We start from the raw sequence: 11979 nt of genomic DNA on the forward strand, positions 1-11979 counted from the left end.
CATTACTAAATCGTATTACTTCTTGCAAAGAAAACTATTAAAAATTTACATAAATGAATCCACATAAAAGATATACAATTACAGCAGCACTTCCTTACACAAATGGCCCAATTCATATTGGTCACCTAGCAGGTGTTTATGTTCCAGCAGATATTTATGCACGTTACAAAAGGCTAACAGGAAACGATGTTGCTTTTATTTGTGGAAGTGATGAACACGGAGTTCCTATCACTATTAAAGCAAAAAAAGAAGGGGTTACGCCACAAGATATTGTAGATAAATATCATGCTATAATTAAAAAATCTTTTGAAGATTTCGGGATTACTTTCGATAATTATTCTCGTACTTCTGCAAAGATTCATCACGAAACTGCTTCCGAGTTTTTTACTACTTTATATAATAAAAACGAGTTTATAGAAGAAACCACAGAACAGTTATATGACGAAGAAGCTAAGCAATTTTTAGCAGATAGATTTGTTGTTGGAACTTGCCCTAAATGTGGAAATGAAGAAAGTTACGGAGACCAATGTGAAGCTTGTGGAACTAGCCATAATGCCACAGATTTAATCAACCCTAAATCGGCAATTACCGGAAACATTCCAACATTAAAAGAAACAAAACACTGGTTTTTACCTTTAAATAAACACGAAGACTTTTTAAAAGAATGGATTTTAAAAGGACATAAAAAAGACTGGAAACCAAATGTATACGGACAAGTAAAATCATGGATAGATGATGGTTTACGTCCTAGAGCTGTAACAAGAGATTTAGATTGGGGAATTCCGGTTCCTGTAGAAGGCGCTGAAGGAAAAGTACTTTATGTATGGTTTGATGCTCCAATAGGATATATTTCTGCTACCAAAGAATGGGCAGAACGCGAAGGAAAAGACTGGGAGCCTTACTGGAAAAATGAAGACACCAAATTAGTTCACTTTATTGGAAAAGATAATATTGTATTCCACTGTATCATTTTCCCTGCTATGTTAAAAGCAGAAGGATCTTATATTTTACCAGACAACGTTCCTGCAAACGAGTTTTTAAATTTAGAAGGAAACAAACTTTCTACTTCCAAAAACTGGGCGGTTTGGTTACCAGAATATTTAGAAGATTTCCCAAACCAGCAAGATGTTTTACGTTATGCACTAACTGCTAACGCGCCAGAAACAAAGGACAACGATTTTACTTGGAAAGATTTTCAAGCAAGAAACAACAACGAATTGGTGGCAATCTTCGGAAACTTCATCAATCGTGTGGTTGTACTAACCAATAAATATTACGACGGAATTGTTCCGGAACCAGCAGAATTATCTGAAGTTGATAAAGAAACACTTGCTACCCTAAAAGCATATCCAAATGTAATTTCTAGTTCTATTGAAAGATATAGATTTAGAGAAGCTAGTCAAGAATTAATGAATCTTGCTAGACTTGGAAACAAGTATTTAGCAGACGAAGAACCTTGGAAGGTTATCAAAGAAGACGAAGCACGTACAAAAACCATCATGTATGTAGCCTTACAAATAGCTTCGGCTTTAGCAACATTAAGCGAACCATTCCTTCCGTTTACATCTAATAAATTAAAAGGAATTCTTTCACTCTCTAATAGTGAAAAAGAAAACCTATGGAATGATATCGCCACAAACGATGTTTTAGTTCCAGCGGGACACCAAATAGGAAAAGCAGAATTACTATTCTCTAAAATTGAAGACGAAACCATCCAAAAACAATTAGATAAATTGGAAGCAAGTAAAAAAGCAAACGAAATAGCAAATGCAACAGTAGAGCCACAAAAAGACACTATTACTTTTGAAGACTTTACAAAACTAGACCTTCGTGTTGGAACTATTTTAGAAGCTGAAAAAATGCCAAAAGCTAAAAAGCTTCTAGTATTAAAAGTAGATACAGGATTAGATGTAAGAACCATTGTTTCTGGAATTGCAGAAAGCTTTACAGCAGAAGAAGTTGTTGGTAAAAAAGTTACAGTTTTAGTAAATCTAGCACCAAGAGCTTTACGTGGTGTAGAAAGTCAAGGAATGATTTTAATGACAGAAACTCCAGATGGCAAACTAGTTTTTGTTAATCCGGATGATGCAATTGCTAGCAATGGTTTACAAATAAGTTAAGATGGCAAATTCGGAATATTTAAAATCCCATTGGGACAAAGCATATAACAAAGAAGACAATCAATTGGGTTGGTTTGAAGAAAAGCCAACCCAAACGATGCAACTTGTTGAAGCTTGCCAACTTAAAAAAGACGCTACTATTTTAAATCTAGGCGCAGGAACCACCAATCTAATAGAATCCCTTTTAGATGCTGGTTATACAAAGCTTATTGCAAACGATTTAAGCGAAGTTGCTTTACAAAAACTGCAATCTCGCATAAAAGAATCGCATAACTACGATTTAAAAACTATTGCAGACGATATAACAAATCCTTCCGACTTACAAAATCTTCAAAACATAGATTTATGGATTGACAGGGCAGTTCTTCATTTCTTTTTAAAGGAAGAAGAACAAAGGGCTTATTTTAATCTTATAAACAACATCCTGGCTAAAAAGGCTTTTGTACTTATTGCTGTTTTTGCTTTAGATGGAGCAGAAAAATGTTGTGGTTTAGACCTTAAAAGGTACAATGTAGAGATGCTTCAAGAAAAATTAGGAGAAGGATTTAAACTTGTAAACACCTTCAACTACACCTTTATAAATCCTTTTGGAGGAGAACGCCCATACGTATATTCTCTCTTTCAAAAAATATAGAAAAAAGACGCTTTTGAAGTTTTACCTTAATACAGCACTCTAAATCACTTTATACCCCAACATAAAGTTGTATTAATTTTCTTATAATAATTTTAACATCCAATCTCGACTTTTTTTCGTAGATTAATATAGATGCGCAAGCAACAAGCTATGCTATACTATTGCATATACTTGCTGCTTGATAGAAGCATTAACAAGCTATGCTATACTATTGCATATACTTGCTGCTTGATAGAAGCATTAAAATCAGACCAATTTTTAAACAATTTTAAAATTAATAAACTTATGAGAAATGTAATTCTTATTGTTTTTAGCATCTTCATGCTGTCCTGCGGAAGTTCTAAAACAATTCGGGATTCCAAAAAAGTCATTAAAGGCGATTGGACCCTAAATTCTATTAGCTACAGTGAAACAGGGACATACAACGTAACACTCTTTAATGATGTTTCTAAATCCTGCTTCGAAGGATCTAACTGGCAATTTATTCCAAATAACAATACCGGTTTATACACTGTTTCTAAAGCAGGTTGTACAGAAGGAGATCGTTATTTTGTATTTACTATTCAAGAGATAGATGCAACAACAGGTCTTTATAACTTCCTTTTAAAACCAACAGATAAAAAAGGAAACTCAGAAACCAACCAAGGGTTTAGATTAAAACTGAATGCTTTGTCAGACACAAACATGCAATGGCAACAAACAGTTATGGTAGACAATAAACCTTTTTCAATAATTATGAACTTTACAAAACTTTAAAATCATGAATACATTTATTAATAAATTAAAAATTTTTACTTTAGCAGGAATCGTTCTTGTTAGTTTTGCTAATTGTAAAGCTGTAGATAACGCAAACAACAAACAAAAAGGTGCTGTAATTGGTGCTGCTGGTGGTGCTGTATTAGGTGCTATTATTGGTAACAATGTTGGTAAAGGTGGTAATGGCGAATTAGGTGCTGTTATTGGTGGTGTTGTTGGTGGTGGTGCCGGTGTTCTGATTGGAAACAAAATGGACAAACAAGCACAAAAAATTGAAGAGGAAATTCCTGGTGCGGAAGTAGAAAGAGTAGACAACGGAATTGTTGTTACTTTCGATGAGAATAGTGGTGTATATTTTGACACAGAAAAATATAACATCAATGCTGCTTCACAACAAACCCTAAACAAATTAGTAAACGTATTTAAAGAGTATCCTGACACAAACATTTTGGTTGTTGGTCATACAGACAGCTCTGGACCAGAAGCCTATAATATGACGCTTTCTAAAAACAGAGCCTATGCAGTAACTAACTACTTAATTTCAGCGGGTTTAAATAGCGGAAGATTTACCACGAATTGGTTTGGAGAATCACAACCAAAGTATGACAATACTACTGCGGAAGGACGCGCAAAAAACAGACGTGTGAATATCGCTATTCTACCAAATGAGAAAATGATTGAAGACGCAAAAAAAGAATCAAACCACTAAAATAAAATATATGAAGATTAAAATATTAGGACTTTCTGCAATCGCAATGTTATTCATTACGAGTTGCAACTCTAACAAAAAACAATCAGAAACAGATGCAACACAACAAGAAGAAGTTGCAGATATGCATAACAGCCAAAACTCTCTAGACTGGGACGGTACTTACACAGGAACACTTCCGTGTGCCGACTGTGAAGGTATTGAAAGCACTATCACCTTAAATAGCGACTTAACATATAGTGCAAAAGCAGTTTATTTAGGAGAAAAAGGCGTACAGTTTGACAGTGAAGGGAAATTTAAATGGATGGATAATGGTAGTAAAATACAATTATCAGACGAAGAAGGAACCATGTACTTTGTAGGAGAAAACACCTTAACCCTATTAGACAAAAATGGAGAAAAGAACACAGGTGAGTTAGCAGAACATTATGTTCTAAAAAAACAAGACCATAGTACTTATGAGTTTACAGACACCAAATGGCGCTTAGTAAAACTGATGGGAAAAGACATCTCAGACTCTGAAGTTTTTATCTCATTTGCTACAGATGAAAATAAAGTTTTTGGTTTTTCTGGATGTAACAATTTTAATGGATCTTTTGAAGTAGCACACGGAAGCCAATTAAAACTTTCAGAAGTTGCTACAACTTTAAAGTCTTGTGAAGAGGCAAACATGGATCTTGAAAAAGAGTTCATGGAAATGCTTAACACAGCAGATAATTTTTCGTTACACGGAAATACCATGACACTTAACAAAGCTAAAATGGCTCCATTAGCTACTTTTGAAGCAGTTGAATAAGTTTCTTTCAAACAAAACACCAATTAAACCCAAGTTAGCGCTTGGGTTTTTTATTTCATTAACCTTTCCCAATTCCAAAACGTTAAGAAATCCCTTTTTTTAAAGCTTCTCAAGACTAAAATAATTTATATGATTATATTTGTGAGTTAATGATTTTCTGTAATCAGAAAACTATAAAACAAGCTTTCATTTAAATTAAAATCCATGAAAAAAATTGCATTATTTTTAGGACTTTTCTTAAGCGTCCTAGTAGCCCAAGGGCAACAAAAAATGACTCCAGAACTTCTTTGGCAAGTTAAACGCATTAGCGTGATTGGTCTAGATAGTCAAGGAGAGCAAATGTACTACCGTGTAAGCACTCCTAATATGGAAGAAAACGGATTTGACTCTAAATATTACAAAATAGCGGTTACGGGTGGTAAAGCTCAAGAAATAGCAAAAGAAGCTATTGAAGTTGCAGATAAAAACATTTCACCTGACGGAAAATATAAATTATTTGATAAAGCGGTTGCTATTGAAGCCATTCACAGTAAAGATGTTTATAAATCTTTAGAAAAGTCAGATGCTTATATCTTTACCGATTTAGACAACAGACATTGGGATGTTTGGAACGACGGAAGGTATAGCCACGTATTTTACAAAGAGGTAAACGCTGACGACTCTGAAGCTATAGATGTTATGCCTAACGAGCCGTATTACAGTCCGCAACGTCCTTTTGGAGGTGATGAAGACTATATCTGGTCGCCAGACAGCAAAAGCATTTACTACGTGAGTAAAAAACTAAAAGGAAAGGCTTACGCTACAAGCACCAACACCGATATTTACAAATACGATTTAGCTACAAAAACCACGACTAACATTACCGAAAACAATAAGGGTTATGATATGAATCCGGCATTTTCTAGCCAAGGCGCTTTAGCTTGGACCCAAATGAAAACTGATGGTAACGAAAGTGATAAAAACGATATTGTAGTTTTAGAAAACGGTGTTGAGCAAAATCTTACAGCACAATGGGATGGTACCGTAAGAAGTTTTACATGGAAAAAGGACGGAAAAGGTATTTACTTTACTGCTCCTGTAGATGGAACCATTCAGTTGTTTGAAGTGAATTATCCTGGTAGAAAGCGTATTGCTCCTATAGTAAAGCAACTGTCTGAAGGACCTTTTGATGTTACTAGCATTGTTGCAGAATTAGACAAAAAACTATTGGTTACTCGCTCAGATATGAATCATGCGAACGAAGTTTATAGTTTTGATTTAAAGAAAAAAGACTTCCAACAAATCACCCAAGTTAATACAGAATTCTATAGCCAAATCGATATGCCAAAAATCGAAAAACGCTATGTAACAACTACAGACAATAAGCAAATGTTAGTTTGGGTTATTTTACCTCCAAACTTTGACGCTTCTAAAAAATATCCAACCTTATTATATGCACAAGGAGGACCACAATCGCCACTATCGCAGTTCTATTCTTTCCGTTGGAACTTCTCGTTAATGGCTTCTCAAGATTATATCATCGTTGCACCAAACCGAAGAGGAATGCCTGGTCACGGTGTGGAATGGAATGCAGAAATTAGCAAAGATTGGGGCGGACAAGTTATGGACGATTACCTAAGTGCTATTGATGAACTAGCTAAAGAACCTTATGTAGATAACGACAGACTTGGTGCTATTGGTGCTAGTTTTGGTGGTTATTCGGTGTTCTATTTAGCTGGTATTCATGAAAAACGTTTTAAAACTTTCATCTCTCACGATGGGGTTTTTGATACGAGAACCATGTATGGAACCACCGAAGAATTATTCTTTGTAAATAACGATTGGGGAGGAAACTATTGGGATACTAATAACACCGTTGCACAAAAAGCTTATAACGAATTCAACCCGATAAATATGGTTTCTAAATGGGATACACCTATTTTAATCATACAAGGAGGAAAAGATTACCGAGTGCCAATTGAGCAAGGTTTAAGTGCTTTTCAAGCAGCACAACTATTAGATATTAAAAGTAAATTACTTTATTTCCCAGATGAAAACCACTGGATTCTTCAGCCGCAAAACGCCATTGTTTGGCAAACAGAATTCTTTAAATGGTTGAAAGAAACTTTATAAAGAACACTAAACCCCTTTTCATTGAGAAGGGGTTTCTTTTTTATGTTATTCACTTAAAATATCCCATTTAATAGCTCGATTATCTTTCTATATTTGTAGCTCAACTTTTAGAACCTATTAATCATGTCGATGATTTCCTATATCCTTTCTCAAACCCAACTTCCGGATGTTTCCGTAAAAAATACTATAGAATTATTAAACGAAGCTTGTACCGTTCCTTTTATTTCACGTTACCGAAAAGAGCGTACAGGAAACCTAGACGAAGTTCAAATTGGAGAAATTGTTAAGTACAAAGAACAATTTGAAGCTTTAGAAAAACGCAAGATCAGCATTCTTAAAGCTTTAGAAGAACAGGAAGTTTTAACTGATGAATTAAAGAAGAAAATTGAAGCTACGCAAGACTTAACCACCCTTGAGGATTTGTATTTACCCTTCAAAAAAAGCAGAAAAACCAAAGCAGAAACGGCTAGAAAAAACGGTTTAGAACCTTTGGCTAAAATCATCATGAGTCAAAATGCTTCAGATGTAGAATCCATAGCCTATAAGTACATAAAAGGAGTTGTTACTTCCGTGGAAGATGCTTTAGAGGGTGCTAGACATATCATTTCTGAATGGGTTAATGAACGCACCGATGTTAGAAACAATATTCGACGTCAGTTAGAACGTTTTGCTATGATTTCCACGAAAGTGGTAAAGTCTAAAAAGGACAGCGAAGAAGCGCAAAAATTTAGAGACTATTTTGAATGGGAAGAATCTCTTGGACGCATCCCTTCCCATAGATTATTAGCCATTTTAAGAGCTGAAAAAGAAGGTTTTATTAGATCGAAAATTTCTATTGATGATGAAAAGGCCTTGGCTAAAATTGAAGATCGCATTCTTCGCTCTAACAATGCTTGTAGTAAAGAAATAAAACTAGCCATTCAAGATGCGTACAAGCGATTGCTACTACCATCATTATCAAATGAAGCGCTACAAAATGCGAAGGAAAAAGCCGATGCAGCTGCTATTTATGTTTTTGCGAAAAATTTAAAACAATTGTTATTAGGATCGCCTTTAGGTGAAAAGCGTGTGTTGGCCATCGACCCTGGATTTAGAACCGGTTGTAAAGTGGTTTGTTTAGATGCCCAAGGGAATTTAAAACACAACGAAACCATTTATCCGCACCCACCAAAAAACGATGCTATTGGTGCGATGAAGAAAATAAGTTCGCTTTCTGAAGCGTATCAAATTGAAGCCATTGCCATTGGAAATGGAACCGCTTCTAGAGAAACCGAAGCTCTTATTAGAAAAATTGGTTTTAAAAACGACATCCAAGTGTTTGTAGTTAGTGAAGCCGGAGCCAGTATTTATTCGGCATCTAAAATTGCTAGAGAGGAGTTTCCAAATTATGATGTTACTGTACGTGGTTCGGTTTCCATTGGAAGACGATTGCAAGATCCTTTAGCTGAATTGGTAAAGATTGATGCCAAGTCTATTGGTGTGGGACAGTATCAACACGATGTGGACCAAAGTAAACTTAAAAACGAATTAGATACGGTGGTGGAAAGCTGTGTCAATGCCGTTGGTGTAAACATCAACACAGCCAGTGTTCCCTTATTGAGTTATGTGTCTGGAATTGGTCCGAAATTAGCTGAAAATATTTTCAACTATAGAACGGAACACGGTGTTTTTACATCAAGGAATGCCATAAAGAAAGTCCCACGTTTAGGAGACAAGGCCTTTGAACAAGGAGCCGCTTTTTTAAGGATTAAGGATGCTAAAAATCCCTTAGATGATTCGGCGGTACATCCAGAAAGTTATGCCATTGTAGAAAAAATGGCTAAGGATTTAGGGAAACCTATTACTGAGTTGATTGGTAATTCGGCCTTACTTCAGAAAATAGATTTAAAACAATATTGCACAGATTCTGTAGGTTTACCAACCCTTCAAGATATTATTAAAGAGCTAGAAAAACCCGGTTTAGATATTAGAGAGCAGGCCAAGGTTTTTACTTTTAATCAGAATATTAAAACTATAAACGATTTACAGGAAGGACAATTACTACCTGGAATTGTAAACAATATTACCAATTTTGGAGCCTTTGTTGATGTGGGAATTAAAGAAAGTGGTTTGATTCATGTTTCTAATCTTTCCGATAGTTTTGTGAGCGATGTCAACGAACACGTTCACCTGCACCAACAAGTAATTGTGAAAGTGTTAGAAGTAGATGTTGCTAGAAAAAGAATTCAACTAAAACTTCATAAATAAGCTTTAGTAAATTTTATGATTTTAATAGCTAATTAATTAGTTTCTAATCCATAAAGAGTTTGTACATTTACCGCTTCAAATTTTAAGAAGCTAATTTTATTCGGATGAAAAAGGCAAGAATCGCTCTAGTAATTGGAATCTTTTGTATTTCCATATTCCCAATCTTGGTGAAGTTAAACCTAACTCCTGGAGTTATTTCGGCATTTTACAGGATGCTGTTTTCTTTATTGTTATTGTTGCCTTATGTTTTGATTTCAAAACAATTTAAGCTCCCAAGTTTAAAAGCTGGACTTTTAGCGGTTTTATGTGGGGTTGTTTTTGGTAGTGATGTAGCTGTTTGGAATATTGCCATTCAAGAATCTACTGCAACACAAGCTTCACTATTAACAAATTTATCTCCTGTATGGGTAGGTGTTTTAGCTTTATTCTTTTTAAAAGACAAACCAAAAATAAACTTTTGGATTGGCACCATGATTGCCATAGTAGGAATGATTTTGCTAGTAGGTTTTACAGTATTTAAAAATCTGGATTTTGATTTAGGCTTTAGTTTCGGAATACTTTCTGGTGTTTTATATTCGTTTTATATGCTAATAAGTAAAGAGGTTTTAAAAACAATGAATGTAATTAGTTTTATGACCATTACTTTATTCTCCTCCTCTATTTATTTAGGTGGCGTAAGCTATGCTTTAAACGAACCGTTTTCTGGTTTCTCTAATACTGCTTGGTTCGTACTATTTATTCAAGCTGCAGTTTGCCAGTTGGCAGCCTGGTTATTAATTAGCTTTGCTACACAACATATGCGCGCTACTAGAGTTTCGGTAAGTTTATTAGGTCAGGGTATTTTGGCATCCGTTCTAGCTTGGTTATTCATAGACGAAGCTATTTCGTTACAAATGGTTTTTGGCGGATTCGTTTTACTTTTTGGAATACGAATTACCTTCTACGAGAAACCAATATTTTCTGCTTTTCGTAATAGAAAAAGCTCCCTTAAAAAACCAACTTTAAAAGGAGCCTAAACATTAAAGATTTTTTTCAAGAATAGCTCTAATTTCGCTACTATAGATACCAACTACAGCTTTAGAATAATTTTTCTGAAGCCTTACAAGAGATGCTTCTGTTTTTGGCAAAAAAAATGTTTTAAATTATTAAATGACATTCATTAAGTTGAGAGAGTTTCTATTTTAAAAGCAAATAAAAAAAGCGACCTAAGTCGCTTTTAATTAGAAATTTATATGTTTTTCTATTTCCCTAGTAAGAGTAGTTCATTACAAACAACTTCCGTTGTATAACGTTTTACACCATCTTTATCATCCCAAGAGCGTGTAGTTAACCTCCCTTCTACTGCAACTTCTTTGCCTTTAGCTACATACTTTTCAACAATATCTGCTGTTTTCCCCCATGCAACAACATTATGCCATTGCGTGTTTGTAACTTTTTCGCCTTTCGCATTTCTATAATTCTCATTAGTAGCTATAGAAAATTTTGCTAGCTTTTTTCCCGATTCTAATTGGATGATTTCTGGATCGTTACCAAGATTACCAATTAACTGTACTTTGTTTCTTAACGTATTCATAAGATAAGGTTTTAATTATATTGAATTTCATTTGTTCCATTCAACACTGCAAATATGAAACAGCATGCTAAAATTACTCGGTATTTACTCGCTTAATGTCGATTGTAAATGTTTGTAGTCATTTGTAAACGAATAATTTGTATATTGTTATATGAAATTTCATATAGAAACAGAAAGGCTAGTATTAAGAGAAATAAGGGATGGTGACTTAGAAGGCATGTATGAATTAGATTCTAACCCGAAAGTGCACAAATATTTAGGAAACAAACCAATTACAACAAAAGAACAAGCAGCAAGCTATATTAAGAGTATCAAATCTCAATATATAGAACGCGGAATTGGAAGGTTTGCTATTATTGAAAAGGCTACAGGAACTTTTGTAGGCTGGTCTGGAATCAAATTTAATACAGGAGAAAAAGAAAGCATAGGTGACAAAAAAGATTTTTATGATATAGGCTATAGACTTATAGAAAATTTCTGGAGAAAAGGATACGCTAGAGAATCTGCTGAAGCAGCACTAGCTTTTGCATTTAATGAATTAAAGCTTGAAACTATTGTTGGAACTGCAGAAACCGAAAATATAGCTTCAAATAAAATATTGAAAAAAATTGGGTTACAGTATTCAGAAACATTTGCTTACAAAGACGTAATGCTACATTGGTATACACTAAATAATAAAGATTATGCAAAAAAAATGTCCGGAATGCGGAGATAAGATTGTTGGCAGGATAGACAAGAAATTCTGTAGTGATGGCTGTAGAAATAGTTATAACAATAGAATTAACAAAGACAGCAAAAACCTAATTCGGAATACGAATAATAGGCTACGTAAAAATTATAGAATTTTAGAAGCTCTTAACCCTAATAAAAAATCGAAAACCTCTAGAGCCAAGCTTATTGAAAAAGGCTTTGACTTTAATTATATCACAAGTATTTACACTACCAAAGCTGGTACTGTTTATTATTTTGTTTATGATCAAGGTTATTTACCTTTAGAAGGTGATTATTATGCACTTGTAAAACGCGAATAAC

Annotated in this window: 11 protein-coding genes; 10 read left to right on the forward strand and 1 reads right to left on the reverse strand. The window is 34.4% G+C overall.

The window, feature by feature from the left end:
* Nucleotides 1-53: 53 nt before the first annotated feature.
* The 8 genes from metG to DU428_RS02025 all read left to right on the forward strand — a co-directional run bounded on the left by metG (nt 54) and on the right by DU428_RS02025 (nt 10390).
* On the forward strand, nt 54-2120 hold the full coding sequence (metG, locus tag DU428_RS01990; protein WP_113965685.1) for a methionine--tRNA ligase: 2067 nt from the start codon (nt 54-56) through the stop codon (nt 2118-2120).
* Between the two features lies 1 nt (nt 2121).
* Nucleotides 2122-2754: a class I SAM-dependent methyltransferase gene (locus tag DU428_RS01995; RefSeq protein WP_113965686.1), complete on the forward strand. Its 633-nt coding sequence runs from the start codon at nt 2122-2124 to the stop codon at nt 2752-2754.
* A 285-nt stretch (nt 2755-3039) separates the two neighbouring features.
* Nucleotides 3040-3510: a lipocalin family protein gene (locus tag DU428_RS02000; RefSeq protein ID WP_072348892.1), complete on the forward strand. Its 471-nt coding sequence runs from the start codon at nt 3040-3042 to the stop codon at nt 3508-3510.
* Between the two features lie 4 nt (nt 3511-3514).
* Complete coding sequence (locus DU428_RS02005; RefSeq protein ID WP_113965687.1) at nt 3515-4219, forward strand: OmpA family protein; 705 nt, start codon at nt 3515-3517, stop codon at nt 4217-4219.
* Between the two features lie 10 nt (nt 4220-4229).
* Nucleotides 4230-5015 carry a copper resistance protein NlpE N-terminal domain-containing protein gene (locus DU428_RS02010; protein WP_072348890.1) on the forward strand — a complete coding sequence of 262 codons (786 nt, stop codon included), beginning with the start codon at nt 4230-4232 and terminating at the stop codon, nt 5013-5015.
* Between the two features lie 204 nt (nt 5016-5219).
* Nucleotides 5220-7127, forward strand: a complete 1908-nt coding sequence (locus DU428_RS02015; RefSeq protein ID WP_072348127.1) for a S9 family peptidase — start codon at nt 5220-5222, stop codon at nt 7125-7127.
* Between the two features lie 129 nt (nt 7128-7256).
* Nucleotides 7257-9374: a Tex family protein gene (locus tag DU428_RS02020; RefSeq protein ID WP_113965688.1), complete on the forward strand. Its 2118-nt coding sequence runs from the start codon at nt 7257-7259 to the stop codon at nt 9372-9374.
* A 104-nt stretch (nt 9375-9478) separates the two neighbouring features.
* On the forward strand, nt 9479-10390 hold the full coding sequence (locus DU428_RS02025) for a DMT family transporter (RefSeq protein WP_072348123.1): 912 nt from the start codon (nt 9479-9481) through the stop codon (nt 10388-10390).
* Between the two features lie 224 nt (nt 10391-10614).
* Here DU428_RS02025 and DU428_RS02030 read toward each other — a convergent pair whose 3' ends face one another.
* Complete coding sequence (locus DU428_RS02030) at nt 10615-10947, reverse strand: single-stranded DNA-binding protein (RefSeq protein ID WP_113965689.1); 333 nt, start codon at nt 10945-10947, stop codon at nt 10615-10617.
* Nucleotides 10948-11098: 151 nt separating this feature from the next.
* Here DU428_RS02030 and DU428_RS02035 point away from each other — a divergent pair, with 151 nt between their 5' ends.
* Both DU428_RS02035 and DU428_RS02040 read left to right on the forward strand, forming a co-directional pair.
* The gene (locus DU428_RS02035) at nt 11099-11662 is read left to right on the forward strand and encodes a GNAT family N-acetyltransferase (RefSeq protein ID WP_113965690.1); all 564 of its coding nucleotides are present in this window, start codon (nt 11099-11101) and stop codon (nt 11660-11662) included.
* Nucleotides 11631-11978, forward strand: a complete 348-nt coding sequence (locus DU428_RS02040) for a hypothetical protein (protein WP_072348117.1) — start codon at nt 11631-11633, stop codon at nt 11976-11978. Before DU428_RS02035 ends, DU428_RS02040 begins: the two co-directional genes overlap by 32 nt.
* The last annotated feature ends 1 nt before the right edge of the window (nt 11979 follow it).

Origin of the sequence: Oceanihabitans sediminis, from assembly GCF_003337215.1 — a bacterium.
Lineage (GTDB): Bacteria > Bacteroidota > Bacteroidia > Flavobacteriales > Flavobacteriaceae > Oceanihabitans > Oceanihabitans sediminis.

Bases quoted from the DNA above. Each gene is read 5' to 3' on its own strand.
- metG (WP_113965685.1), top strand. From the start codon at position 54: ATGAATCCACATAAAAGATATACAATTACAGCAGCACTTCCTTACACA.
- DU428_RS01995 (WP_113965686.1), top strand. From the start codon at position 2,122: ATGGCAAATTCGGAATATTTAAAATCCCATTGGGACAAAGCATATAAC.
- DU428_RS02000 (WP_072348892.1), top strand. From the start codon at position 3,040: ATGAGAAATGTAATTCTTATTGTTTTTAGCATCTTCATGCTGTCCTGC.
- DU428_RS02005 (WP_113965687.1), top strand. From the start codon at position 3,515: ATGAATACATTTATTAATAAATTAAAAATTTTTACTTTAGCAGGAATC.
- DU428_RS02010 (WP_072348890.1), top strand. From the start codon at position 4,230: ATGAAGATTAAAATATTAGGACTTTCTGCAATCGCAATGTTATTCATT.
- DU428_RS02015 (WP_072348127.1), top strand. From the start codon at position 5,220: ATGAAAAAAATTGCATTATTTTTAGGACTTTTCTTAAGCGTCCTAGTA.
- DU428_RS02020 (WP_113965688.1), top strand. From the start codon at position 7,257: ATGATTTCCTATATCCTTTCTCAAACCCAACTTCCGGATGTTTCCGTA.
- DU428_RS02025 (WP_072348123.1), top strand. From the start codon at position 9,479: ATGAAAAAGGCAAGAATCGCTCTAGTAATTGGAATCTTTTGTATTTCC.
- DU428_RS02030 (WP_113965689.1), bottom strand. From the start codon at position 10,947: ATGAATACGTTAAGAAACAAAGTACAGTTAATTGGTAATCTTGGTAAC.
- DU428_RS02035 (WP_113965690.1), top strand. From the start codon at position 11,099: ATGAAATTTCATATAGAAACAGAAAGGCTAGTATTAAGAGAAATAAGG.
- DU428_RS02040 (WP_072348117.1), top strand. From the start codon at position 11,631: ATGCAAAAAAAATGTCCGGAATGCGGAGATAAGATTGTTGGCAGGATA.